25 protein-coding genes, 4 tRNA genes and 1 rRNA gene are annotated in these 26423 nt (G+C 59.9%); all 30 read right to left on the bottom strand.

The window, feature by feature from the left end; all coding sequences use genetic code 11:
• Positions 1-20: 20 nt before the first annotated feature.
• A complete protein-coding gene (gene rpsQ, locus F6X37_RS31215; protein ID WP_007180129.1) occupies positions 21-293 on the bottom strand; it encodes a 30S ribosomal protein S17 in 273 nt (90 codons plus the stop codon).
• Entirely contained in the window at positions 290-484 is a 195-nt protein-coding gene (gene rpmC / locus F6X37_RS31210) for a 50S ribosomal protein L29 (RefSeq protein ID WP_007180130.1), read from the bottom strand. Before rpmC ends, rpsQ begins: the two co-directional genes overlap by 4 nt.
• 10 nt (positions 485-494) lie before the next feature.
• Positions 495-911 carry a 50S ribosomal protein L16 gene (gene rplP / locus F6X37_RS31205; protein ID WP_008923342.1) on the bottom strand — a complete coding sequence of 139 codons (417 nt, stop codon included), beginning with the start codon at positions 909-911 and terminating at the stop codon, positions 495-497.
• 2 nt (positions 912-913) lie between these two features.
• The gene (gene rpsC / locus F6X37_RS31200; protein ID WP_012434570.1) at positions 914-1720 is read right to left on the bottom strand and encodes a 30S ribosomal protein S3; all 807 of its coding nucleotides are present in this window, start codon (positions 1718-1720) and stop codon (positions 914-916) included.
• Positions 1721-1731: 11 nt separating this feature from the next.
• Positions 1732-2061, bottom strand: a complete 330-nt coding sequence (gene rplV / locus F6X37_RS31195; protein WP_004199272.1) for a 50S ribosomal protein L22 — start codon at positions 2059-2061, stop codon at positions 1732-1734.
• A gap of 12 nt (positions 2062-2073) precedes the next feature.
• Complete coding sequence (gene rpsS, locus F6X37_RS31190; protein ID WP_006998484.1) at positions 2074-2349, bottom strand: 30S ribosomal protein S19; 276 nt, start codon at positions 2347-2349, stop codon at positions 2074-2076.
• 10 nt (positions 2350-2359) lie between these two features.
• Positions 2360-3187: a 50S ribosomal protein L2 gene (rplB, locus tag F6X37_RS31185; protein WP_018420149.1), complete on the bottom strand. Its 828-nt coding sequence runs from the start codon at positions 3185-3187 to the stop codon at positions 2360-2362.
• A 2-nt stretch (positions 3188-3189) separates the two neighbouring features.
• Positions 3190-3504, bottom strand: coding sequence for a 50S ribosomal protein L23 (gene rplW / locus F6X37_RS31180; RefSeq protein WP_008923345.1), 315 nt, complete (start codon positions 3502-3504; stop codon positions 3190-3192).
• The gene (gene rplD, locus F6X37_RS31175; RefSeq protein WP_090802165.1) at positions 3501-4121 is read right to left on the bottom strand and encodes a 50S ribosomal protein L4; all 621 of its coding nucleotides are present in this window, start codon (positions 4119-4121) and stop codon (positions 3501-3503) included. Before rplD ends, rplW begins: the two co-directional genes overlap by 4 nt.
• Entirely contained in the window at positions 4121-4780 is a 660-nt protein-coding gene (rplC, locus tag F6X37_RS31170; protein WP_090805499.1) for a 50S ribosomal protein L3, read from the bottom strand. Before rplC ends, rplD begins: the two co-directional genes overlap by 1 nt.
• 201 nt (positions 4781-4981) lie before the next feature.
• A complete protein-coding gene (rpsJ, locus tag F6X37_RS31165) occupies positions 4982-5293 on the bottom strand; it encodes a 30S ribosomal protein S10 (protein WP_006998489.1) in 312 nt (103 codons plus the stop codon).
• A gap of 127 nt (positions 5294-5420) precedes the next feature.
• The gene (gene tuf / locus F6X37_RS31160) at positions 5421-6611 is read right to left on the bottom strand and encodes an elongation factor Tu (RefSeq protein WP_090802167.1); all 1191 of its coding nucleotides are present in this window, start codon (positions 6609-6611) and stop codon (positions 5421-5423) included.
• 48 nt (positions 6612-6659) lie between these two features.
• Complete coding sequence (gene fusA, locus F6X37_RS31155; protein ID WP_184065462.1) at positions 6660-8762, bottom strand: elongation factor G; 2103 nt, start codon at positions 8760-8762, stop codon at positions 6660-6662.
• Between the two features lie 131 nt (positions 8763-8893).
• Positions 8894-9364: a 30S ribosomal protein S7 gene (gene rpsG / locus F6X37_RS31150; RefSeq protein ID WP_006053291.1), complete on the bottom strand. Its 471-nt coding sequence runs from the start codon at positions 9362-9364 to the stop codon at positions 8894-8896.
• 181 nt (positions 9365-9545) lie between these two features.
• The gene (gene rpsL / locus F6X37_RS31145; RefSeq protein WP_006053290.1) at positions 9546-9926 is read right to left on the bottom strand and encodes a 30S ribosomal protein S12; all 381 of its coding nucleotides are present in this window, start codon (positions 9924-9926) and stop codon (positions 9546-9548) included.
• 218 nt (positions 9927-10144) lie between these two features.
• Positions 10145-11992: a DNA helicase RecQ gene (recQ, locus tag F6X37_RS31140; protein WP_187613957.1), complete on the bottom strand. Its 1848-nt coding sequence runs from the start codon at positions 11990-11992 to the stop codon at positions 10145-10147.
• A gap of 224 nt (positions 11993-12216) precedes the next feature.
• A complete protein-coding gene (gene rpoC, locus F6X37_RS31135) occupies positions 12217-16455 on the bottom strand; it encodes a DNA-directed RNA polymerase subunit beta' (protein ID WP_184070693.1) in 4239 nt (1412 codons plus the stop codon).
• A gap of 21 nt (positions 16456-16476) precedes the next feature.
• On the bottom strand, positions 16477-20583 hold the full coding sequence (gene rpoB, locus F6X37_RS31130) for a DNA-directed RNA polymerase subunit beta (protein WP_090802173.1): 4107 nt from the start codon (positions 20581-20583) through the stop codon (positions 16477-16479).
• Between the two features lie 369 nt (positions 20584-20952).
• Positions 20953-21330 (bottom strand): 50S ribosomal protein L7/L12, encoded by a 378-nt coding sequence (gene rplL / locus F6X37_RS31125; protein ID WP_018420143.1) that lies wholly within the window; start codon positions 21328-21330, stop codon positions 20953-20955.
• Between the two features lie 63 nt (positions 21331-21393).
• On the bottom strand, positions 21394-21897 hold the full coding sequence (gene rplJ / locus F6X37_RS31120) for a 50S ribosomal protein L10 (RefSeq protein ID WP_062129470.1): 504 nt from the start codon (positions 21895-21897) through the stop codon (positions 21394-21396).
• 303 nt (positions 21898-22200) lie between these two features.
• The gene (rplA, locus tag F6X37_RS31115; RefSeq protein WP_090802175.1) at positions 22201-22899 is read right to left on the bottom strand and encodes a 50S ribosomal protein L1; all 699 of its coding nucleotides are present in this window, start codon (positions 22897-22899) and stop codon (positions 22201-22203) included.
• On the bottom strand, positions 22900-23331 hold the full coding sequence (gene rplK, locus F6X37_RS31110) for a 50S ribosomal protein L11 (RefSeq protein ID WP_008922976.1): 432 nt from the start codon (positions 23329-23331) through the stop codon (positions 22900-22902).
• 161 nt (positions 23332-23492) lie between these two features.
• Entirely contained in the window at positions 23493-24050 is a 558-nt protein-coding gene (gene nusG, locus F6X37_RS31105) for a transcription termination/antitermination protein NusG (protein WP_075303275.1), read from the bottom strand.
• Position 24051: 1 nt separating this feature from the next.
• Positions 24052-24432 (bottom strand): preprotein translocase subunit SecE, encoded by a 381-nt coding sequence (gene secE, locus F6X37_RS31100; protein WP_184040841.1) that lies wholly within the window; start codon positions 24430-24432, stop codon positions 24052-24054.
• A 34-nt stretch (positions 24433-24466) separates the two neighbouring features.
• A tRNA-Trp gene (locus F6X37_RS31095) sits at positions 24467-24542 on the bottom strand.
• Between the two features lie 64 nt (positions 24543-24606).
• A complete protein-coding gene (gene tuf / locus F6X37_RS31090; protein ID WP_090802167.1) occupies positions 24607-25797 on the bottom strand; it encodes an elongation factor Tu in 1191 nt (396 codons plus the stop codon).
• 62 nt (positions 25798-25859) lie between these two features.
• Positions 25860-25934: transfer RNA gene (locus F6X37_RS31085), tRNA-Thr, on the bottom strand.
• Between the two features lie 16 nt (positions 25935-25950).
• Positions 25951-26024, bottom strand: a tRNA-Gly gene (locus tag F6X37_RS31080).
• 40 nt (positions 26025-26064) lie between these two features.
• Positions 26065-26150: transfer RNA gene (locus F6X37_RS31075), tRNA-Tyr, on the bottom strand.
• 155 nt (positions 26151-26305) lie between these two features.
• Positions 26306-26419, bottom strand: a 5S ribosomal RNA gene (gene rrf, locus F6X37_RS31070).
• Between the last annotated feature and the right edge of the window lie 4 nt (positions 26420-26423).

The following is a 26423-nucleotide window of genomic DNA, read 5'->3' as shown; positions in this document are numbered from 1 at the left end:
ACTTCTACAGCTTTGCGACATTAGATGACGCGAGCAGCCTCGACCAGGCGAGCCACAACCCAAGCCTTCGTCTTCGAAATCGGACGAGTTTCCTGGATTTCAACGAGGTCACCCTCGTTGTACGTGTTCGCGTCGTCATGCGCGTGGTACTTCTTCGACCGCACGACGTACTTGCCGTAGATCGGGTGCTTCACGCGGTGCTCGACCAGCACGGTAACCGTCTTGTCCATCTTGTTGCTGACGACCTTGCCGACCAGCGTCCGCTTGAGCGAGGTTTTTACGCTATCGTTCATTTCTGGTTCGCCTTCTCAGTCAGGACGGTCCGCACACGCGCGATGTCGCGACGGACCTTCTTCAGCTGGCTCGTGTTCGTGAGCTGCTGGGTCGCGAGTTGCATGCGCAGGCCGAATTGCGCCTTCAACAGGTCCGACAGCTCCTTGTTGAGCGCGGCCTGATCTTTCTGGTGAAGTTCGGAAGCCTTCATCATTTGCTCCTTAGGCGCCGAGCTGACGCACGATAAACGTCGTCTTCAGCGGCAGCTTCGCTGCAGCCAGACGGAACGCTTCGCGCGCCAGTTCTTCGGTTACGCCGTCCATTTCGTACAGCATCTTGCCCGGTTGAATCTCAGCGACGTAGTACTCCGGGTTACCCTTACCGTTACCCATACGCACTTCCGCCGGCTTGGTCGAGATCGGCTTGTCCGGGAAGATCCGGATCCAGATGCGGCCACCGCGCTTGATGTGACGCGTCATTGCACGACGCGCCGCTTCAATCTGGCGCGCGGTCAGACGGCCACGACCGACAGCCTTCAGGCCGAACTCACCGAACGACACCGCGTTGCCGCGGGTAGCAACGCCGGTGTTACGACCTTTCTGCTCTTTGCGATACTTTCTGCGTTTCGGTTGCAGCATCGTTATTCTCCAGTCTTCCCGTCGCCGCCGGCACCGCCAGCACGTCGGGGAGCGCCACGGCGTGCACCTGCCGGGCCACCACCTTCACCATCACGACGCGGACGGCGATCGCCACCCGGACGTGCATTGCGGCGCGGACGCTTTTCTTCGGCGACTTCTTCGACCACCGGTGCGTCGTTGCGGCCGAGCGTGTCGCCCTTGTAGACCCACACCTTCACGCCGATGATGCCGTACGTCGTCTTTGCTTCCGACGTGGCGTAGTCGATATCCGCACGCAGCGTATGAAGCGGCACGCGACCTTCGCGATACCATTCCGTACGGGCGATTTCGATACCGTTCAGACGGCCAGCGCTCATGATCTTGATGCCTTGAGCACCCAGACGCATCGCGTTCTGCATCGCACGCTTCATCGCGCGGCGGAACATGATCCGGCGCTCGAGCTGTTGCGTGATCGAATCAGCGATCAGTTGCGCGTCGGTTTCCGGCTTGCGGATTTCTTCGATGTTGACGTGAACCGGAACGCCCATGCGCTTTTGCAGCTCGGACTTCAGCAGTTCGATGTCTTCACCCTTCTTGCCGATCACGACACCCGGACGCGAGCTGAAAATCGTGATACGCGCGTTCTTTGCAGGACGCTCGATCACAACGCGGCCGACGGACGCGTTCTTCAGCTTCTTCTTCAGGTATTCACGAACACCGATGTCTTCCTGCAACATCGCCGCGAAATTGTTGTTGTTCGCGTACCAACGCGAAGCCCAATTGCGGCTGACGGCCAAACGGAAGCCAGTCGGATGAATTTTCTGTCCCATCGTATGACCCCTTAATTCCCGACCGTCACAGTGATGTGACAGGATTGCTTCTCGATGCGGTTACCGCGGCCTTTAGCGCGCGCGGTGAAACGCTTCAGCGATGCTGCCTTGTCGACGTAGATGCTCTTGATCTTGAGCTCGTCGATATCGGCGCCTTCATTGTGCTCCGCATTCGCGATCGCCGACAGCACGACCTTTTTCACGATCCCCGCAGCCTTCTTCGGCGAGAACGTCAGAACGTTCAGCGCCTTGTCGACCGGCAAACCGCGGATCTGGTCAGCCACAAGGCGCGTTTTCTGCGCCGAGATGCGGGCACCGCGATGAATTGCTTTCACTTCCATCTTGATTGCCCCTTATTTCTTGGCCTTCTTGTCGGCCGCGTGTCCCTTGAACGTACGGGTCAGTGCGAACTCGCCAAGCTTGTGGCCGACCATGTTTTCCGTGACATACACCGGAACGTGTTGACGGCCGTTGTGAACGGCGATCGTCAGGCCGATGAAGTCCGGCAGGATCGTCGAGCGACGCGACCAGGTCTTGATCGGTTTCTTGTCACGCGATGCTGCAGCCGCCTCAACCTTCTTCAGCAAATGGGCGTCGCAGAACGGACCTTTCTTAATAGAACGTGCCATTGCCTACTCCTTAACGCTTGTGACGGCGCTGGACGATCATGCTCGTCGTGCGCTTGTTGCTGCGGGTGCGATAGCCCTTCGTCGGCGTGCCCCACGGGCTCACCGGATCGCGGCCTGCCGCAGTCTTGCCCTCGCCACCACCGTGCGGGTGGTCGACCGGGTTCATTGCAACGCCACGCACCGTCGGGCGGATACCGCGCCAGCGGTTCGCACCAGCCTTACCGATTTGACGGAGGCTATGCTCTTCGTTGCCTACTTCACCGATCGTTGCGCGGCATTCAACGTGAACGCGGCGGATTTCGCCCGAACGCAGACGAACCTGCGCGTAGATGCCTTCGCGAGCCAGCAGCATCGCCGACGTACCCGCCGAACGCGCCATTTGCGCGCCCTTGCCCGGCAGCATTTCGATGCAGTGAATCGTCGTACCGACCGGGATGTTGCGGATCGGCAGCGTGTTACCTGCGCGGATCGGCGCCTCCGAACCCGACATCAGCTGTTGACCGACGGTAATACCCTTCGGAGCGATGATGTAGCGGCGCTCGCCGTCTGCGTACAGAACCAGCGCGATGTTCGCGCTACGGTTCGGGTCGTACTCGAGACGCTCGACCTTTGCGGGAATACCATCCTTCGTGCGACGGAAGTCGACGACACGATAGTGATGCTTGTGACCACCACCCTTGTGACGCGTGGTGATGTGACCGTTGTTGTTACGGCCGGCGGTCGACGACTGCGTGTCGAGCAGCGCTGCGAACGGCTTGCCCTTGTGCAGTTCCTTGTTGACCACCTTGACCATCGCGCGGCGACCCGGCGAAGTCGGCTTAACTTTCACGATTGCCATGATTACTTGGCCTCCGCTTCAAAGTTGATTTCCTGGCCGGGCTTCAGGCAGACGTACGCCTTCTTCACGTCCTTGCGCTTGCCCATGAAGCGACCAAAGCGCTTGGCTTTGCCCTTCGCGACCAGCACGTTGACGGAATCGACTTCCACCTTGAACAGCAGCTCGACTGCAGCTTTCACTTCCTGCTTCGTGGCATCCGGCGCGACTTCGAACACAACCTGTTCGTTCTTGTCGGCCACCAGCGTCGCCTTTTCGGAGACCACCGGCGCGAGCAGGACCTGCATCAAACGATGATCGTTCTTGCGAATCTCGCTCATGACAGCAACTCCTCGATCTGGGCGACCGCAGCCTTCGTGATCAGGATCTTCTTGAAGTAGATCAGCGACAGCGGGTCGGCGTAACGCGGCTCCACAACCGCCACGTGGGCGAGGTTGCGCGACGCGAGGTACAGGTTTTCGTCAACCGTGTCGGTAATCACCAGCACGGAATCGAGACCCATCGCCTTGAATTTTTCGGCCAGCAGCTTCGTCTTCGGCGCTTCGAGCGTCAACTCGTCGACCACCGAGATGCGGCCTTCGCGGGCCAGCTGCGAGAAGATCGAGCAGAGACCTGCACGATGCATCTTCTTGTTGACCTTGTGCGAAAAGTTTTCTTCCGGCGAATTCGGGAAAATACGGCCACCGCCGCGCCACAGCGGGCTCGACGACATACCGGCACGGGCGCGGCCCGTACCCTTCTGGCGCCACGGCTTCTTGGTCGTGTGTTTGACCTGCTCACGATCCTTCTGCGCGCGGTTGCCGCTACGGGCATTCGCCTGGTACGCAACCACCACCTGGTGAATCAGGGCTTCGTTGTAGTCGCGGCCGAACACGACGTCCGACGCACTAACGCCTGCACTTTCCTGACCATTGGCATTCAGGAGCTTAAGTTCCATTATTTCGCTCCTTTCACGGCACGCGTCTTCACGGCCGGCGTAACGAATACCTTGCCACCCTTCGCACCCGGAACGGCGCCCTTGACCAGCAGCAGCTTGCGGTCAGCGTCGATACGAGCGATTTCGAGGTTTTGCACCGTTACCTTCTCATCACCCATGTGACCGGTCATGCGCTTACCCGGGAAAACACGACCCGGATCCTGCGCCATACCGATCGAGCCCGGCACATTGTGCGAGCGCGAGTTACCGTGGGATGCACGGCCAGACGAGAAGTTATAACGCTTGATGGTACCGGCGTAGCCTTTACCGATCGACACGCCTTGCACGTCGACCTTCTGGCCCACTTCGAACAGCTCGGGACCAACCACGGCGCCGCTCGACAGTTCGGCAGCCTTAGCGGCATCGATCTGGAATTCTTTGAGGATTTCACCGGCTTGAACACCGGCTTTGGCGAGATGACCTGCCAACGGCTTCGTCACGCGGGATGCACGGCGCGTACCGAAGGCAACCTGCACGGCCGTGTAGCCGTCGGTTTCAACAGTCTTGATCTGCGTCACGCGGTTGTCGGACACGTCCAGCACGGTGACGGGAATTGAATCCCCTTCAGCCGTGAAGATACGGGTCATGCCAACCTTGCGACCTACGAGTCCAAGGCTCATCGTTTTCTCCATTCCCGACTGCGATTGGTCGGGGCTAATTTACAAAATGCCGGCACCGCTTCGGGCATGAAACCATGCTGCAGGACGCCGACTTTTTTACGCAAATGCGCGAAAAGCTCAATAGTATAGCGAGCCTTTTCGTTTTCCGCAAGCAATCAATGACTTAGCATCGCCCGGGTGGCCGGGCAAGGGCTGGAAGCCTTACTGCAGCTTGATTTCAACGTCCACGCCAGCCGGGAGATCCAGCTTCATGAGCGCGTCGACGGTCTTGTCCGTCGGGTCAACGATGTCCATCAGACGCTGGTGGGTGCGGATTTCGAGCTGGTCACGCGACGTCTTGTTGACGTGCGGCGAACGCAGGATGTCGAAGCGTTGAATGCGGGTCGGCAGGGGTACGGGACCACGAACAATCGCGCCAGTCCGCTTTGCCGTATCGACGATTTCAGCTGCCGATTGGTCGATCAGGCGATAGTCGAAAGCCTTCAGGCGAATGCGGATTTTCTGGTTCTGCATGACAAATTCCTTGAAAAGAGCGAGGCGATATTGCACCGCCGATTAGAAAAAGAACGTAGGCTCGGACGCTCGCGCAGAGCGAGTGTCCGAGCCCGGGCGCTACAGACTGCTACAGCAACCGTCGATTTTACTCGATGATCTTGGCGACGACACCAGCGCCGACCGTACGGCCACCTTCGCGAATTGCGAAGCGCAGACCTTCTTCCATCGCGATCGGGTTGATCAGTTTCACCGTGATCGACACGTTGTCGCCCGGCATCACCATTTCCTTGTCCTTCGGCAGCTCGATCGAGCCCGTCACGTCCGTCGTACGGAAGTAGAACTGCGGGCGGTAGTTGTTGAAGAACGGCGTGTGACGGCCGCCTTCGTCCTTGCTCAGCACGTACACTTCAGCCGTGAAGTGCGTGTGCGGGTTGATCGAACCCGGCTTGGCCAGAACCTGACCACGCTCCACGTCTTCACGCTTCGTGCCGCGCAGCAGGATACCAACGTTGTCGCCTGCCTGACCCTGGTCGAGCAGCTTGCGGAACATTTCCACGCCCGTGCAGGTCGTCTTGGCCGTTGCGCGGATACCGACGATCTCGATTTCCTCGCCAACCTTGATCACGCCGCGCTCGACGCGACCCGTCACCACCGTGCCGCGACCCGAGATCGAGAACACGTCTTCCACCGGCATCAGGAACGCACCGTCAACCGCGCGCTCCGGCGTCGGGATGTACGTGTCCAGCGCATCGGCCAGGTTCATGATCGCTACCTCGCCCAGCTCGCCCTTGTCGCCTTCCAGCGCCAGCTTGGCCGAACCCTTGATGATCGGCGTCTCATCGCCCGGGAAGTCGTACTTCGACAGAAGTTCGCGAACTTCCATCTCGACGAGCTCCAGCAGCTCGGCGTCGTCCACCATGTCGCACTTGTTCAGGAACACGATGATGTACGGAACGCCAACCTGACGCGCCAGCAGGATGTGCTCACGCGTTTGCGGCATCGGGCCGTCGGCAGCCGAGCACACCAGGATTGCGCCGTCCATCTGCGCCGCGCCCGTGATCATGTTCTTCACGTAGTCTGCGTGGCCCGGGCAGTCGACGTGTGCGTAGTGGCGGTTAGCCGTTTCGTACTCGACGTGCGCGGTGTTGATGGTAATGCCACGCGCCTTTTCTTCCGGCGCCGCGTCGATCTGGTCGTACGCCTTCGCTTCGCCGCCAAACTTCTGCGTCAGGACCGTCGTGATCGCTGCCGTCAGCGTGGTCTTGCCGTGGTCAACGTGACCGATCGTGCCCACGTTCACGTGCGGCTTGGTCCGCTCGAATTTACCTTTAGCCATGTTTCTCTTCTTTCAGAAAGTTAATCGTTGAATGACTTTGCCGCGCGATTACTTCGACTTCGCGTTGATGATCGCTTCCGACACGTTACGCGGAGCTTCAGCGTAGTGCTTGAACTCCATCGTGTACGTTGCACGGCCTTGCGTCAGCGAACGCAGAGACGTCGAGTAGCCGAACATTTCCGACAGCGGCACTTCGGCGCGAACGATCTTGCCGCCGCCAACCATGTCATCCATGCCCTGAACAATACCGCGACGGCCAGAGAGGTCGCCCATCACGTTGCCCATGTAGTCTTCCGGCGTTTCGACTTCGACAGCCATCATCGGTTCGAGGATGACCGGCTGTGCCTTGCGCATCGCTTCCTTGAACGCCATCGAACCGGCCATGCGGAACGCGTTTTCGTTCGAGTCGACATCGTGGTAGGAACCGAACGTCAGGTGAACCTTCACGTCCACGACCGGGAAGCCCGCCAGCACGCCGGCCTTCAGCGTTTCCTGGATACCCTTGTCGACTGCCGGGATGTATTCACGCGGAATGACACCGCCCTTGATCTCGTCCAGGAACTCGTAGCCCTTGCCTTGCTCGTTCGGCTCGAGCGTGATGACCGCGTGACCGTACTGGCCGCGACCACCCGACTGCTTGACGAACTTGCCGTCAACGTCTTCCGCCTTGCCGCGAATCGTTTCGCGGTAAGCCACCTGCGGCTTGCCAACCGTGGCTTCGACGCCGAACTCACGCTTCATCCGGTCGACCAGAATTTCCAGGTGGAGCTCGCCCATGCCCGAAATAATGGTTTGACCCGATTCTTCGTCCGTTTGAACGCGGAACGACGGATCTTCCTGCGCCAGACGGTTCAGGGCCAGACCCATCTTTTCCTGGTCCGGCTTCGTCTTCGGCTCAACAGCCTGCGAAATCACGGGTTCCGGGAAAACCATGCGCTCGAGCACGATCGGGCTCGTCGGATCGCACAGCGTGTCGCCCGTGGTCGCGTCCTTCAGGCCGACCGCAGCGGCGATGTCGCCTGCGCGCACTTCCTTGATTTCTTCGCGCTGGTTCGCGTGCATCTGCAGAATACGGCCCAGACGTTCCTTCTTGTCCTTGGTCGCGTTCAGCAGGGTGTCGCCCGAATTCACAACGCCAGAGTAGACACGGAAGAAGATCAGTTGGCCGACGAACGGGTCGGTCATGATCTTGAATGCCAGTGCCGAGAACTTTTCGTCGTCAGCAGCGCGGCGCTCACCCTTTTCACCGTTTTCCAGCTCGCCGGTAACCGGCGGGATGTCGACCGGCGACGGCAGGAAGTCGAGCACGGCGTCCAGCATGCGCTGCACACCCTTGTTCTTGAACGCGGTGCCGCACAGCATCGGCTGGATTTCGCAAGCGATCGTACGGTCGCGCAGACCCTTGATGATTTCCTCTTCGGTCAGCTCACCCGACTCGAGGTACTTGTTCATCATGTCTTCGTTCGCTTCCGCCGCGGCTTCGACCATCTTTTCACGCCATTCGTTGCATGTGTCGACGAGCTCTGCCGGGATGTCTTCGTACGAGAACTTGGTGCCTTGGGACGCGTCGTCCCAAATGATCGCCTTCATCTTCATCAGATCGACGACGCCCGTGAAGTTCTCTTCCGCGCCGATAGGCACGACGACCGGAACCGGGTTCGCCTTCAGACGCAGCTTGAGCTGGTCGTAGACCTTGAAGAAGTTCGCGCCGGTACGGTCCATCTTGTTGATGAACGCGAGACGGGGAACCTTGTACTTGTTAGCCTGACGCCACACGGTTTCCGACTGGGGCTGCACGCCGCCCACAGCGCAGTACACCATGCACGCGCCGTCGAGCACGCGCATCGAGCGCTCGACTTCAATCGTGAAGTCGACGTGACCCGGGGTGTCGATGATGTTGATGCGGTGTTCGGCGCGGTCGCCCGCCATGCCCTTCCAGAACGCCGTGGTAGCAGCGGAAGTAATCGTGATGCCGCGCTCCTGTTCCTGCTCCATCCAGTCCATGGTGGCAGCGCCGTCGTGAACTTCACCAATCTTGTGGTTCACGCCCGTGTAGAACAGAATGCGCTCGGTCGTCGTCGTTTTGCCGGCGTCGATGTGAGCGCTAATACCGATGTTACGGTAGCGCTCGATAGGAGTCTTGCGAGCCACTTTGATCCTCTATTGGGATGACGCGATGCGAGAGATGCCCATCGCGCTGTAACACAAACGGGCGAGGCGCCTTTGAAGCGCACCCGCCCGGAATTTCTTTCCGTTTTCCGCTAAACCCGGGGTGGGGAAGCTTAGAAACGGAAGTGCGAGAACGCCTTGTTGGCTTCTGCCATCCGGTGAACTTCGTCGCGCTTCTTCATCGCGCCGCCACGGCCTTCGGCCGCTTCGGAGAGCTCACCTGCCAGACGCAGGGCCATCGACTTCTCGCTGCGCTTCTTCGCGGCTTCACGCAGCCAGCGCATCGCCAATGCCATACGACGCGACGGGCGCACTTCGACCGGAACCTGATAGTTCGCACCACCAACGCGGCGGCTCTTCACTTCGACCACCGGCTTGACGTTGTTGAGCGCCACCGTGAACACTTCCAGCGGGTCCTTGCCACCCTTGGTCTGGATCTGTTCGAAAGCGCCGTACACGATACGCTCGGCAACCGACTTCTTGCCGGAGAGCATCAGCACGTTCATGAATTTTGCTACATCAACGTTGCCAAACTTCGGATCCGGCAACACTTCCCGCTTGGGGACTTCGCGACGACGCGGCATGTTTCTTCCTTTACTTTTCAGTTGGAGCTGTTTACAGCCCCGCGGCCACCAACTAACCCGATTCATCCGTAAGACTAACCAGCCTGGTCGGGTGACCACTTACTCGATAGCACCGGCGATTCCGGCACCATCGCTATTACCGCCTTTGCAGGCGACCTGAAACTACGATCGACCGGCTAAATTACTTGCCAGCCTTGGCACGCTTCGCACCGTACTTCGAGCGAGCCTGCTTACGATCCTTGACGCCCTGGGTATCCAGCGAGCCGCGAACCATGTGGTAACGCACACCCGGCAAGTCCTTCACACGGCCGCCGCGAATCAGCACGACCGAGTGTTCCTGCAGGTTGTGGCCTTCGCCACCAATGTACGAAATGACTTCGAAGCCGTTCGTCAGACGAACCTTGGCGACCTTACGGAGTGCCGAGTTCGGCTTCTTCGGCGTCGTGGTGTACACACGGGTGCACACGCCCCGACGCTGGGGGCAGTCCTGCAAAGCCGGGCTCTTGCTCTTCGTCGTTTCCGACGTGCGGCCTTTGCGAACCAGTTGATTGATGGTTGGCATTGATTATTCCTGAAATTGAACAAAATCGACGCATCGGTTTCCGGGCAAAGCGGAAACGCCCGCGCATCGAACTTCCGGCTGGCCCGCTCACGCACGAACTGAAGTTGCGCGTAGGCATTCCAAGAACCGGAACCTAACATAATATTCCGAAAATACTAAGGGAGTCAACAGGTTGCGGTGTTTCGTCCCTGTCAATCCGGCTAAACAGCCAGACGACGTCAGTCTGCCGCTACGACGTGCAGCAATTCGTAGCCGAAACGGTCCAGTTTACGCGCCCCCATGCCCGGAATCCCGCGCAGACCGTCGATCGAATCGGGGCCGAGACGGGCGATTTCCGCGAGCGTCGCGTCATGGAAAATCACATAAGCCGGCACTCCGTCGCTCTTCGCGGTTTCTGTGCGCCACATGCGTAGACGCTCCCAGCGGGCCCGCTCGCGAGGGCCCATGCCAATGGTCGGATCGGCGCGCTCGCTCGTACGACCCGACGATTGACGCGTGCGTGTCGGCTTGACGTAGCGGCGCATCGTCACCTTCTGCTCGCCCTTGAGCACCGGCTTGCTCGCCTCCGTCAGCACGAGCGAACCGAAGCCCTCGTGGTCGACCGTCAGGTAACCGAACGCGACGAGTTGGCGAAAGATCGCACGCCACTCCGGCTCACCGAGCGCCGCGCCGATACCGAACGTGGTCAGCTTCTCGTGGCCGCGCTGCAGGATTTTTTCGCTGCGGTTGCCACGCAAAATATCTATCAGGTGTCCGGCTCCGAAATGAAAGCCGCTCGCACGCTGCGCGCGAAACACGCACGACAGCGCCATCTGAGCCTCGCGCGTTGCATCCCAGGTCGGCGGCGGCTCGAGGCAGTTGTCGCAGTTGCCGCACGGCTGGCTCGTTTCGCCGAAGTACGCGAGCAGGCGCACCCGCCGGCAAGTCGCCGTTTCGCACAAACCGAGCAGCGCGTCGAGCTTGCCGGTCTGGACGCGCTTGTGCGCGTCGTCTGCTTCGGATTCGTCGATCATCTTGCGCTGCTGCACGACGTCGCCGAGCCCGTAGGCCATCCACGCGTTCGACGGCAGTCCGTCGCGGCCCGCACGGCCGGTCTCCTGGTAGTACCCTTCCACGCTCTTGGGCAAATCCAGATGCGCGACGAACCGCACGTCGGGTTTGTCGATGCCCATGCCGAACGCAATCGTCGCGCACATCACGATGCCTTCCTCGCGCTGGAACATCTCCTGATGTTTCTGGCGCACCTCGAACTCCATGCCGGCGTGGTACGGCAGCGCGCGCATGCCCTTTTCCTTCAGCCACTCCGCGGTTTCCTCGACCTTGCGGCGCGACAGGCAATAAACGACGCCCGCGTCGGTCGTACCGTCGGCTTTCGTATGCTCGGCGCGGATGAAGTCGAGCAGTTGCGTGCGCGCGTTGTCTTTTTCGGCGATGCGATAGCGGATGTTCGGCCGATCGAAACTCGACACGAACACGCGCGCATCTTCGAGCGCGAGACGGTGGATGATTTCGTCGCGCGTGATCGCGTCGGCGGTCGCCGTCAGCGCGATGCGCGGGACATTCGGAAAGCGCTCGTGCAGCACCGACAGCTGAATATATTCGGGCCGGAAATCGTGTCCCCATTGCGACACGCAGTGCGCTTCGTCGATCGCGAAAAGACCGATGCGCGTGCGTTCGAGCAGTTCCTGGAAGCGCGGCGTCATCAGCCGCTCCGGTGCGACGTAGAGCAGATCGATGTCGCCGTCGCGGAGCGCCCGCTCGGTGGCCACCGCCTCCGCGCTCGACAACGTTGAGTTCAGGTACGCGGCCCGCACGCCGACTTCGGTCAGCGCGGCCACCTGATCCTGCATCAGCGCGATCAGTGGCGACACCACGATGCCGGCGCCAAAGCCGCATTCGCGCCGCACCAGCGACGGGATCTGATAGCACAGCGATTTGCCGCCGCCCGTCGGCATCAGCACAAGGCAATCGCCACCGTCGGCGACGTGCTCGACAATTTCGCCCTGCTGCCCTCTGAACGCGGGATAACCAAAGACTTCATTGAGGATTTCGAGCGGTCGGGACATGTATTTGAGAGAGACGGCGAAAGGAACGGCACGCAGGCGGTGAGACGGATTTTACCAACCCATTCGTGCCGCGCCCGCGCTTTGCGACAACGTTAGCCATCGGGCCTAGGACTGCTCCGGCACGTCGCACCCATGCACGCGCAAAAAGAGCAAAAAAAAACCGCTCAGTCGAAACTGAGCGGCCTTCGTGGCTCGTAAGGCAAGGCGGCTAGCGCCGCCAGCACTTACTCGCCCGAGTGTTGCTGTTCGGCAGCCGGCGTTTCCGGCGTACCGAATTCGAACGACTCTTCCGCTGCGATCTGATCGAAACGCTCGCGGTCGGCCAGTTCCTTGCTCTTGCGCGCCTTGTGGAACGCGAGACCCGTACCGGCCGGAATCAGGCGGCCGACGATCACGTTTTCCTTCAGGCCACGCAGGTCGTCGCGCTTGCCCATGATCGCCGCTTCGGTCAGCACGCGGGTCGTTTCCTGGAACGACGCCGCGGAGATGAACGAATCGGTCGACAGCGACGCCTTCGTGATACCGAGCAGCACGTTTTCGTACGTTGCCGGACGCTTGTCTTCCGCGATCATACGGTCGTTCTCGTCAAGCATGTCCGACCGCTCGACCTGTTCGCCCGGGATGAAACGCGTGTCGCCGTTGTCCGAAATCTGCACGCGGCGCAGCATCTGACGCACGATCACTTCGATGTGCTTGTCGTTGATCTTCACGCCTTGCAGACGGTACACGTCCTGCACTTCGTCCACGATGTAGCGCGACAGCGCCTCGACGCCCTGCAGACGCAGGATGTCGTGCGGATCCGCCGGTCCGTCGACGATCATTTCGCCCTTGTTGACGACCTGACCATCGTGCACCAGAACCTGCTTTTCCTTCGCGATCAGGAACTCGTGCTGGTTGCCCTCGAGGTCCGTGATAACGAGACGCTGCTTGCCCTTCGTGTCCTTACCGAACGACGTCGTACCCGTGACTTCCGCCAGGATACCCGCGTCCTTCGGCGAACGTGCTTCGAACAGTTCCGCCACACGCGGCAGACCACCGGTAATGTCACGCGTCTTCTGCGATTCGGTCGGGATACGTGCGAGCACTTCGCCGACCTGCACCTGCTGACCGTCCTTCACGGTGATCAGCGCGCCGACCTGGAAGCCGATCTGCACCGAGTGCTCGGTGTTCGGGATCTTCACTTCCTCGCCGTTCGCATCGAGCAGCTTGACCTGCGGACGCACCGTCTTCGACGCCTGCGAACCACGACGCTTCACGTCGATCACGACGAGCGTGGACAGACCCGTCACGTCGTCGATCTGTTTCGCGACCGTCACGCCTTCCTCGACGTTCTCGAACTTCACCGTACCACCGTACTCGGTGATGATCGGACGCGTCATCGGATCCCACGTGGCCAGTTGCGTGCCAGCCTTGATCTGCGCACCGTCGAGCTGCAGCAGCGTGGCGCCGTACGGCACCTTGTGACGCTCGCGCTCGCGGCCGTGATCGTCGGTAATCATCGCTTCACCCGAACGCGAGATGACGATCTGCTCGCCCTTCGCATTCGTGACATAACGCATCGTCGACGTGAAACGCACCGTACCGTTCGACTTCGCTTCGACCGACGATGCCACCGCCGCACGCGACGCCGCGCCACCGATGTGGAACGTACGCATCGTGAGCTGCGTGCCCGGTTCACCGATTGACTGCGCCGCGATCACGCCGACCGCTTCGCCGACGTTCACCAGCGAGCCGCGGCCGAGGTCGCGACCGTAGCAGGCCGCGCACAGACCGTAGCGCGTTTCGCAGGTCAGCGGCGTGCGCACGCGCACTTCGTCGATGCCGAGGCGTTCGATGTCTTCGACCGCGTCTTCGTCGAGCAGTGTGCCCGCTTCGAACAGCGTTTCCTGCGATTCCGGGTTGACGATGTCAGCCACGGCCACGCGACCCAGGATACGGTCACGCAGCGCTTCGACCACTTCACCACCTTCCACGAGCGCCTTCATCGCCACGCCGTTCGACGTGCCGCAATCTTCCTCGACGACGACCAGATCCTGCGTCACGTCGACGAGACGACGCGTCAGGTAACCCGAGTTCGCGGTCTTCAGTGCCGTATCAGCCAGACCCTTACGTGCACCGTGGGTCGAAATGAAGTACTGCAACACGTTCAGACCTTCGCGGAAGTTCGCCGTAATCGGCGTCTCGATGATCGAGCCGTCCGGCTTCGCCATCAGACCGCGCATACCGGCCAGCTGACGGATCTGAACCGCGGAACCACGAGCGCCTGAGTCCGCCATCATGTAGATGGAGTTGAACGACTCCTGACGCGTCTGGTTGCCGTCGCGGTCCGTGACCGGTTCCGTCGACAGCTGCTCCATCATTGCCTTGCCGACCGCTTCCGACGTCGCCGACCAGATGTCGACCACGTTGTTGTAGCGCTCCTGCGCAGTGACGAGACCCGACATGTACTGACGGTCGTATTCCTTCACCTTCTTCGCGGCGTCGCCAACGATGGTTTCCTTCTGCGGCGGTACGAGCATGTCGTCGACGCAAATCGAAATACCAGCACGCGTTGCCAGACGGAAGCCCGACTGCATCAGTTGGTCGGCGAAAATCACCGTCTCACGCAGACCGCACTTGCGGAACGCGGTGTTGATCAGACGCGAGATTTCCTTCTTCTTCAGCGGCTTGTTCAGCACCGAGAACGGCAGACCCGGCGGCAGGATTTCCGACAGGATCGAGCGGCCAACCGTGGTCGCATACAGCGTGATCTTCGGTACGAACGCCGGCCCGCCTTCCGACTTGTCTTCGTTGTGGACCATTTCGGTAATCCGCACGTTGACGCGCGAGGCCAGTTCGACTTCCTTGTTCTCGTACGCGCGCAGCACTTCCGACACGCCTGTGAACGTCAGGCCTTCGCCCTTGCCGTTCACCGCTTCACGCGTCGCGTAGTACAGGCCGAGCACGATATCCTGCGACGGCACGATCGACGGATCGCCGTTAGCCGGGAACAGTACGTTGTTCGACGCGAGCATCAGCGTGCGCGCTTCCATCTGCGCTTCGAGCGACAGCGGCACGTGAACGGCCATCTGGTCACCGTCGAAGTCGGCGTTGAACGCCGCGCAAACGAGCGGGTGCAGTTGGATTGCCTTACCTTCGATCAGCACCGGCTCGAAAGCCTGGATGCCGAGACGGTGCAGCGTCGGCGCACGGTTCAGCATGACCGGATGTTCGCGGATCACCTCTTCGAGGATGTCCCACACCACCGGTGTCTGGTTCTCGACCTCCTTCTTCGCAGCCTTGATGGTGGTAGCGACACCCATCACTTCGAGCTTGTTGAAGATGAACGGCTTGAACAGTTCGAGCGCCATCAGCTTCGGCAGACCGCACTGATGCAGCTTCAGCGTCGGGCCGACCACGATCACCGAACGGCCCGAGTAGTCGACACGCTTACCGAGCAGGTTCTGACGGAAGCGACCGCCCTTACCCTTGATCATGTCCGCGAGCGACTTCAGCGGACGCTTGTTCGCACCGGTCATCGCCTTGCCGCGACGGCCGTTGTCGAGCAGCGAGTCGACGGCTTCCTGCAGCATCCGCTTTTCGTTGCGGACGATGATTTCAGGCGCCTTCAGCTCGAGCAAACGCTTCAACCGGTTGTTACGGTTGATCACGCGGCGATACAGGTCGTTCAGGTCCGACGTCGCGAAACGGCCGCCGTCGAGCGGGACGAGCGGACGCAGTTCCGGCGGCAGCACCGGCAGCACTTCGAGGACCATCCAGTCCGGCTTGATGCCCGAACGCTGGAACGCCTCGAGCACTTTCAGGCGCTTCGCGTACTTCTTGATCTTCGCTTCCGAGCCGGTGTTCTTGAGCTCCGTGCGCAGCAGCTCGACCTGCTCGTCGATGTTGATCGCGCGCAGCAGTTCGCGAATACCTTCCGCGCCCATCTCGGCACGGAATTCGTCGCCGTATTCCTCGACCTTGTTGTAGTAATCCTCTTCGGTCATGATCTGCCGCGCTTTGAGCGGCGTCATGCCCGGATCGATCACCACATATGCTTCGAAGTACAGCACGCGCTCGATGTCGCGCAGCGTCATGTCGAGCACCATGCCCAGACGCGACGGCAGCGACTTCAGGAACCAGATGTGCGCGACCGGCGAGGCCAGCTCAATGTGGCCCATTCGCTCACGACGCACCTTCGCGAGCGTCACTTCGACGCCGCACTTCTCGCAGATCACACCGCGGTGCTTCAGGCGCTTGTACTTGCCGCAAAGGCATTCGTAGTCCTTGATCGGACCGAAAATCTTCGCGCAGAACAGACCATCGCGCTCCGGCTTGAACGTGCGGTAGTTGATGGTTTCCGGCTTCTTGACTTCACCGAACGACCACGAACGGATCTTGTCCGGCGAGGCCAGACCGATCTTGATCGCGTCGAAAACTTCAGGTTGTTGGACTTGCTTGAATAGATCGAGCAAAGCTTTCATCGCTTCTCTCCAGTAGTCCGATTAGTTCCGGTCCAGGTCGATGTCGATACCCAGCGACCGGATTTCCTTCACCAACACGTTGAACGACTCAGGCATGCCGGCATCGATCACGTGATCGCCCTTGACCAGGTTCTCGTAAACCTTGGTCCGGCCCGTCACGTCGTCCGACTTCACCGTCAGCATTTCCTGCAGCACGTACGATGCGCCGTACGCTTCGAGCGCCCACACTTCCATTTCACCGAAACGCTGGCCACCGAACTGCGCCTTACCGCCCAACGGCTGCTGCGTGACGAGCGAGTACGGGCCCGTGGAACGCGCGTGCATCTTGTCGTCGACCAGGTGGTGCAGCTTCAGGTAGTGCATGTAGCCGACCGTCACCGTACGTTCGAACATCTCGCCCGTGCGACCGTCGAACAGACGCACCTGGTTCTTCGACGGCGTCATGCCGAGGTTTTCAGCGATGTCGTCCGGGAACGCCAGGTCCAGCGCGCGGGACATTTCTTCTTCCGTCGCACCGTCGAACACCGGCGTTGCGAACGGCACGCCTTCGCGCAGGTTCTTCGCCAGTTCGAGGATTTCGTCGTCGCTGAAGCTGTCCAGCTCTTCGGCGCGGCCCGATTCGTTGTAGATCTTGATCAGGAATTCGCGCAGTTCAGCGATCTTCGCCTGACGCTGCAGCATTTCGCCGATACGCCAGCCGAGACCCTTCGCGGCCCAACCCAGATGCACTTCGAGAACCTGACCCACGTTCATCCGCGACGGCACGCCGAGCGGGTTCAGAACGACGTCAGCCGGACGGCCGTCGGCCATGTACGGCATGTCTTCGATCGGCACGATCTTCGACACGACACCCTTGTTACCGTGACGGCCTGCCATCTTGTCGCCAGGCTGCAGACGGCGCTTCACCGCCAGATACACCTTGACCATCTTCAGCACGCCCGGCGGCAGTTCGTCGCCTTGCGTGAGCTTCTTGCGCTTCTCTTCGAATGCGAGGTCGAACTGGTGACGCTTCTCTTCGATCGAGTTCTTGATCGCTTCGAGCTGGGCCGCTGCTTCTTCATCCGCGAGGCGGATGTCGAACCAGTGATAGTGGTCCAGATCTTCGAGGTAAGCGCGGTCGATCTTCGTGCCCTTCGCGAGCTTCTTCGGACCGCCGTTCACCACCTTGCCTTCGAGCATGCGTGCGAGACGCTGGAACGCATCGCCTTCCACGATACGCAGCTGGTCGTTCAGGTCGAGACGATAGCGCTTCAGTTCATCGTCGATGATCTGTTGCGCGCGCTTGTCGCGCTGGATGCCTTCACGCGTGAATACCTGCACGTCGATCACAGTGCCGCTCATGCCCGACGGCACGCGCAGCGACGTGTCCTTCACGTCCGACGCCTTCTCACCGAAGATCGCGCGCAGCAGCTTTTCTTCCGGCGTCAGCTGGGTTTCGCCCTTCGGCGTGACCTTGCCGACCAGCACGTCGCCCGCTTCGACTTCCGCGCCGATGTACACGATGCCCGACTCGTCGAGACGGCCAAGCTGCACTTCGGCGAGATTCGAGATGTCGCGCGTGATTTCTTCCGGTCCGAGCTTCGTGTCGCGTGCAACGACGTTCAGTTCTTCGATGTGAATCGACGTGTAACGGTCGTCCGCAACGACCTTCTCCGAAATCAGGATGGAGTCTTCGAAGTTGTAGCCGTTCCATGGCATGAACGCGATCAGCATGTTCTGGCCGAGCGCGAGCTCGCCCAGATCGGTCGATGCGCCGTCAGCCAGCACGTCGCCGCGCGCAACCTTGTCGCCCATCTTCACGATCGGACGCTGGTTGATGTTCGTGTTCTGGTTCGAACGCGTGTACTTGATCAGATTGTAGATGTCGACGCCGACTTCACCCGCGACCGCTTCGTCGTCGTTCACGCGAATCACGATACGGCCCGCGTCGACGTAATCGACCACACCGCCACGCAGTGCCTGAACCGTCGTGCCCGAGTCGACCGCCACGGTGCGTTCGATGCCCGTACCGACGACCGGCTTTTCCGGACGCAGACACGGGACGGCCTGACGCTGCATGTTCGAGCCCATCAATGCGCGGTTCGCGTCGTCGTGCTCGAGGAACGGAATCAGCGAAGCTGCGACCGACACGATCTGCGACGGCGCCACGTCCATGTACTGAATGCGGTCCGGCGTGACCATCAGCGTTTCGCCCGCTTCACGCGACGACACGAGTTCGTCGGTCAGCGTGCGGTCGTCGGCCACCGCCGCGTTCGCCTGAGCGATCACGTAACGGCCTTCTTCGATCGCCGACAGATAGTCAATCTGGTCGGTCACCTTGCCGTCCGCCACCTTGCGATACGGCGTTTCGAGGAAGCCGTATTCGTTCAGGTGCGCGTACAGAGCGAGCGAGTTGATCAGACCGATGTTCGGACCTTCCGGCGTTTCAATCGGGCACACACGGCCGTAGTGAGTTGGGTGCACGTCGCGGACTTCGAAGCCTGCGCGCTCACGAGTCAGACCGCCCGGGCCTAGTGCAGAAACACGACGCTTGTGCGTGATTTCCGACAGCGGATTGGTCTGGTCCATGAACTGCGACAGCTGCGACGACCCGAAGAACTCGCGAATCGCCGACGAGATCGGCTTCGAGTTGATCAGGTCGTGCGGCATCAAGTTTTCGCTTTCGGCCTGGCCGAGGCGTTCCTTCACAGCACGTTCGACACGCACGAGGCCCGCGCGGAACTGGTTCTCAGCGAGTTCGCCGACGCAGCGCACACGACGGTTGCCGAGGTGGTCGATGTCGTCCACTTCGCCCTTGCCGTTGCGCAGCTCGACGAGGATCTTGATCGTCGCGAGAATGTCGTCGTCCTGCAGCGTCATCGGACCGACGATTTCATCACGGCCGACGCGCCGGTTGAACTTCATACGGCCCACCTTCGACAGGTCGTACGCTTCTTCGCTGTAGAACAGACGGTTGAACAGTGCCTCGACCGCTTCTTCGGTCGGCGGCTCGCCCGGACGCATCATGCGGTAGATCGCGATACGTGCGGCCATCTTGTCGGCCGTTTCGTCGATACGCAGCGTCGACGAGATGTACGGACCTTGGTCCAGATCGTTCGTGTAGAGCGTCTGGATGTCCTTGATCTTCGCTTCGCGCAGCTTCTCGAGCACGGATTCGGTAATTTCGTCGTTGGCGTTCGCGATGACTTCACCCGTATCGCCGTCGATCACGTTCTTCGCGAGCACGCGGCCGAGCAGATAATCTTCCGGCACCGAGATGAACTTGGTCTTCGCGTTATCGAGGTCGCGAATGTGCTTGGCGTTGATCCGCTTGTCCTTCTGGACGATCACGTTGCCATCGCGGTCCGTGATATCGAAGCGCGCGACTTCACCGCGCAAACGCTCCGGCACGAATTCCATCTGCGCGCCTTCCGGCATCAGCGTGAAATTGTCGAACACGAAGAAGTTTGCGAGGATCTGTTCCGGCGTCAGGCCGATTGCCTTTAGCAGGATCGTAACCGGCATCTTACGACGACGGTCGACGCGGAAGTACAGCACGTCCTTCGGGTCGAACTCGAAGTCGAGCCACGAGCCACGGTAGGGAATGATACGTGCCGAAAACAGCAGCTTGCCCGAGCTGTGCGTCTTGCCCTTGTCGTGTTCGAAGAAAACACCCGGCGAACGGTGCAGCTGCGAAACGATCACACGTTCCGTGCCGTTGATGACGAACGAACCGGTCGGCGTCATGAGCGGGATTTCGCCCATGTACACTTCCTGTTCCTTCACTTCTTTGACGACCGGCTTGCTCGGTGATTCTTTGTCGAGCAGCACCAGACGCACCTTGGCGCGCAGCGCCGAGCAGTACGTCAGACCGCGCTGCTGGCATTCCTTGATGTTGAATGCCGGCGGCGACAGCATGTAGCTGACGAACTCAAGACGCGCGAAGCCGTTGTGCGAAACGATCGGAAAAACGGAAGTAAACGCGGCCTGCAAGCCTTCCGGCTTGCGTTGCGTAGATGACGTATCTGCTTGCAGAAACGTGCTGAATGATTCAAGCTGGGTAGCCAGCAGGAAAGGTACTTGGTGAACGATGGGGCGCTTCGCAAAACTCTTGCGAATACGCTTCTTCTCGGTGAAGGAATATTGCATACGATCTCCGAATCACGGCGGGCATAGTTGTCGAGGCAGGATACCTTGATGAGACAACCCGAGTGTTCACCGACTGAGACCCGATGGCCGTCCGATGGCTTGAACGAGCCTAGAAGCTTGGTGGTTGGCCGCTACCAACCGCTGGCTGACGGCAGCGGATGCCTGTGTTGCCCGCTACCCGACCAAACTTGCCTTCTGCAGTCGCTTCAGAAGACAAAGAGAAATGCCGGTCAAAATTACCGTGGGCGTTTTTCTTTGGCTTCTGGGAATCACATTCCTGCCGGCATACGCCCGCAAAAACGCGTCCTCCACAAAGCACAAAAAGGCCGGCGGTGAAAAACCGCCAGCCTTCGCACAGCGCGTTGAAGCTTACTTGATTTCAACCTTCGCGCCGGCTTCTTCCAGCTTCTTCTTGGCTTCTTCAGCAGCAGCCTTGGGCACCGCTTCCTTAACGGGCTTCGGTGCACCGTCGACCAGATCCTTCGCTTCCTTCAGGCCGAGACCCGTCAGTTCGCGAACAGCCTTAATCACCGAAACCTTGTTTGCACCGGTTTCAGCCAAGATGACCGTGAATTCGGTCTGCTCTTCAGCAGCAGCAGCGCCGCCGGCTGCACCTGCCGGGCCAGCCACTGCAACAGCAGCTGCCGAGACGCCAAACTTTTCTTCGAACGCCTTGACCAGCTCGTTCAGTTCCAGAACCGACATCGAGCCTACGGCTTCGAGGATGTCTTCTTTTGCGATTGCCATTTGAAATACTCCTAAATTGAATTCGGATACAGCCAGCGATCAATCACGCTCGACTGAAGTGCATTACGCAGCGGCTTCTTCGCCTTGCTTCTTTTCTGCCAGCGCGGCCAGAGCGCGCGCGAAGCCAGAAACAGGTGCCTGCATAACGTACAACAGCTTGGAGAGCAGTTCTTCGCGGCTCGGGATGCTTGCCAGCGCTTGCACGCCAGCCTTGTCCATCACCTTGCCTTCGTAGGAACCAGCCTTGATGACCAACTTGTCATTGCTCTTGCTGAAGTCATTGACGACCTTAGCAGCAGCAATCGCATCTTCCGAGATGCCGTAGATCAGGGGGCCAGTCATCTGCTCTGCCAGCGGAGCAAACGGGGTACCCTCGACGGCGCGACGCGCCAGCGTGTTCTTCAACACGCGAAGGTAAACCTGTTGCTCACGCGCTTTCGCGCGCAGCTTGGTCAGATCGCCAACCGCGATTCCACGATACTCAGCCAGAACCACGGTCTGAGCTTTCGCGACTTGCGCGGCAACCTCAGCGACGACGGCCTGCTTGCTTTCTTTGTTTAGTGGCACGGTTAACCTCCAGATTCGATACACGCAGCGTGCGCCTTGTGTACCGCATTCAATAACGGCGTCCGACCAGTCAGGAGTATTTCGACCGTCAAAAATCCGTATCGCTACAGACATCCAACGGCTTCATCACTACAAAACCTTTTCGGGTTCGCCATCTGCGTTGGCTTTACATTAAGGACCCGCCTACTTGCTGCGTGCCCACCAACGGTCTTTGACAACCGGTCGCGCGATGCAGACTGCCACCTCGCAACCGCCCAAAGCCCTTAAAAGCCGCCCCAACTCGCGCCGGAGCGGCGAAATTCATTACTGGGCAGCGATCGACGTCTGGTCGACACGAACACCAACACCCATCGTGCTCGACAGAGCGACCTTGCGCAGATACACGCCCTTGCTCGTTGCCGGCTTCGCCTTCTGCAGCGCTTCGATCAGCGCATTCAGGTTGTTGCGCAGTGCTGCCGGTTCAAACGAAGCGCGGCCGATCGTTGCGTGGATAATGCCGGCCTTGTCGACACGGAATTGCACCTGACCAGCCTTGGCGTTTTTGACCGCGGTCGCGACGTCCGGCGTGACCGTGCCAACCTTCGGGTTCGGCATCAGGCCACGCGGGCCGAGAATCTGCCCGAGCGTACCGACGATACGCATCGTGTCCGGCGAAGCGATCACGATGTCGAAGTTCAGGTTCCCGGCCTTGACCTGTTCGGCCAGGTCTTCCATACCGACGACGTCAGCACCAGCGGCACGAGCCTGCTCAGCCTTTTCGCCCTGCGCGAACACAGCGACGCGGACCGACTTACCGGTACCAGCGGGCAGCACGACCGAGCCGCGAACCACTTGATCCGACTTCTTTGCGTCAATGCCGAGTTGCACGGCGACGTCGATCGACTCGTCGAACTTCGCGCTTGCGCATTCCTTCACGAGCGACAGAGCGTCTTCGATCGGGTACAGCTTCTGACGATCCACTTTGGCTGCAAATGCTTGCAGACGCTTCGAAAGCTTAGCCATTTACACGCCCTCCACGGTGATGCCCATCGAGCGGGCGCTACCAGCGATCGTACGAACCGCTGCATCCAGATCAGCAGCCGTCAGATCGGGCATCTTGGTCTTGGCGATATCTTCAGCTTGGGCGCGGGTGATCTTGCCCACCTTGTCGGTATGCGGCTTGCTCGAACCCTTGTCGAGCTTCGCTGCCTTCTTGATCAGAACCGTAGCCGGCGGCGTCTTCAGAACGAACGTGAAGCTCTTGTCCGCGAATGCCGTGATCACGACAGGAATCGGCAGACCCGGTTCCATCGCTTGAGTCTGCGCGTTGAACGCCTTGCAGAACTCCATGATGTTCAGGCCGCGCTGACCCAGTGCCGGACCAACCGGCGGCGACGGGTTGGCTTTACCTGCAGGAATCTGCAGCTTGATAAAGCCGATAATTTTCTTTGCCATTTCGAGAACCTCTGTGGAACGCCGCCTTACGGGCGGACGCTCAGTGAGTAGTAGCGCGTGTTCGCCGACAAACTGGCTAGTTACGCTCCTCAACGGCCATTACGCGGACCGTAAGCGCGAAATACGGAACGCACCTAGCGGTGCGTTCCGTAAAATCTAGACTACAACTTTTCGACTTGGCCGAATTCCAACTCGACCGGCGTTGCGCGGCCGAAGATTGTAACGGAAACACGGACTCGCGACTTTTCGTAGTTCACTTCTTCGACGCTGCCGTTGAAATCTGTGAACGGGCCTTCTTTCACGCGCACCATCTCGCCTACCTCAAACAGGGTCTTCGGACGCGGCTTCTCCACGCCCTCCTGCATCTGCGACATGATCTTTTCAACTTCCCGAGGGGAGATCGGGCTCGGCCGATTACGCGCCCCGCCGACGAAGCCGGTCACCTTCGCCGTATTTTTCACGAGGTGCCACGTTTCGTCTGTCATTTCCATTTCGACTAAAACATAGCCCGGGAAGAAACGACGTTCGGTTACTGATTTGTGACCGCCCTTTACCTCAACAACCTCTTCCGTTGGAACGAGGATCTGGCCGAACTGATCCTGCATACCAGCCCGCTCGATGCGCTCCTGAAGCGCTCGTTGCACGCTCTTCTCCATACCGGAATATGCGTGCACTACGTACCAACGTTTGCCGCTCGGGGATGCCGGAGTATCACTCATATCATTTCCAACCCAGAATCGCCGAGAAAATCGCCCACTCAATGGATTTATCACAAACCCAGAGGAAGATAGCCATCACGACTACGAAGCCGAAGACCACGAGTGTTGTTTGGGTCGCCTCTTTGCGACTCGGCCAAACTACCTTGCGGACCTCTTTGTATGAGTCATTGGCGAAAGCGATGAAACCCTTGCCAGGCGCCGAGAGAAGACCGACTGCGACACCCGCGATCGCACCAACAGCCAAGGCGGCTCCACGGATGTACCATTCCTGGCCATTAAGCCAGAAGAACCCCACGAACCCGGCCAAGACCAGCAACACACCTGCGATCAACATCAACTTGTCGCCGGATGTATTTACAGTTTCGACGGAAGGATTCGCCATAACACCTTAACAAGCGCCACTACGGCGCGATCGTTGGCAGGGGCAGAGGGAATCGAACCCCCAACCTTCGGTTTTGGAGACCGACGCTCTGCCAGTTGAGCTATACCCCTAAACCATTTAGGGTTGACAACACCGCCAACCCCGATACAACCGATTATCGAGAACTCTCTGGCGTTACTCGATGATCTTGGCGACGACACCAGCGCCGACCGTACGGCCACCTTCGCGAATTGCGAAGCGCAGACCTTCTTCCATCGCGATCGGGTTGATCAGTTTCACCGTGATCGACACGTTGTCGCCCGGCATCACCATTTCCTTGTCCTTCGGCAGCTCGATCGAGCCCGTCACGTCCGTCGTACGGAAGTAGAACTGCGGGCGGTAGTTGTTGAAGAACGGCGTGTGACGGCCGCCTTCGTCCTTGCTCAGCACGTACACTTCAGCCGTGAAGTGCGTGTGCGGGTTGATCGAACCCGGCTTGGCCAGAACCTGACCACGCTCCACGTCTTCACGCTTCGTGCCGCGCAGCAGGATACCAACGTTGTCGCCTGCCTGACCCTGGTCGAGCAGCTTGCGGAACATTTCCACGCCCGTGCAGGTCGTCTTGGCCGTTGCGCGGATACCGACGATCTCGATTTCCTCGCCAACCTTGATCACGCCGCGCTCGACGCGACCCGTCACCACCGTGCCGCGACCCGAGATCGAGAACACGTCTTCCACCGGCATCAGGAACGCACCGTCAACCGCGCGCTCCGGCGTCGGGATGTACGTGTCCAGCGCATCGGCCAGGTTCATGATCGCTACCTCGCCCAGCTCGCCCTTGTCGCCTTCCAGCGCCAGCTTGGCCGAACCCTTGATGATCGGCGTCTCATCGCCCGGGAAGTCGTACTTCGACAGAAGTTCGCGAACTTCCATCTCGACGAGCTCCAGCAGCTCGGCGTCGTCCACCATGTCGCACTTGTTCAGGAACACGATGATGTACGGAACGCCAACCTGACGCGCCAGCAGGATGTGCTCACGCGTTTGCGGCATCGGGCCGTCGGCAGCCGAGCACACCAGGATTGCGCCGTCCATCTGCGCCGCGCCCGTGATCATGTTCTTCACGTAGTCTGCGTGGCCCGGGCAGTCGACGTGTGCGTAGTGGCGGTTAGCCGTTTCGTACTCGACGTGCGCGGTGTTGATGGTAATGCCACGCGCCTTTTCTTCCGGCGCCGCGTCGATCTGGTCGTACGCCTTCGCTTCGCCGCCAAACTTCTGCGTCAGGACCGTCGTGATCGCTGCCGTCAGCGTGGTCTTGCCGTGGTCAACGTGACCGATCGTGCCCACGTTCACGTGCGGCTTGGTCCGCTCAAACTTACCCTTGGCCATTTTCGACTCCTAAGAGGATTTTCCGTACGTTGCGCCGGGCGCAAACAATCACCGATTACTTCTGGTGCCCATGGGCAGGATCGAACTGCCGACCTCTCCCTTACCAAGGGAGTGCTCTACCACTGAGCCACATGGGCGCTACCTCTGTGTTGCTGGAGCGGGTGAAGGGAATCGAACCCTCGTCGTAAGCTTGGAAGGCTTCTGCTCTACCATTGAGCTACACCCGCAAGGATCATGGATTCCCAACAACTGCTACATCTTGCATTCTGGTGGAGGAGGTTGGATTCGAACCAACGTAGGCGTAAGCCAACAGATTTACAGTCTGCCCCCTTTAGCCACTCGGGCACCCCTCCGCAGAGAACTGATGATTATGGGGGAACAATGTCTCTTTGTCAAGGGCTGCTTGACCGTTCCGATCCCAACGCTCTCACTTATATAGTGATTGGCTGTTAGCCGTCCGTAAACGCAAAAACCCCACCGCGGCGGGTGGGGTTTCTGACTGGGGGGAGCCTGACGATTACCTACTTTCACACGGGCAATCCGCACTATCATCGGCGTGGAGTCGTTTCACGGTCCTGTTCGGGATGGGAAGGGGTGGGGCCGACTCGCTATGGTCATCAGGCATG

The sequence above is a fragment of the Paraburkholderia sp. 31.1 genome (genome assembly GCF_014397645.1).
In the GTDB taxonomy this organism is placed as follows: domain Bacteria; phylum Pseudomonadota; class Gammaproteobacteria; order Burkholderiales; family Burkholderiaceae; genus Paraburkholderia; species Paraburkholderia tuberum.
Note: the sequence above shows the minus strand (reverse complement) of the source record. Positions and strands in the feature narration are given on the sequence as shown.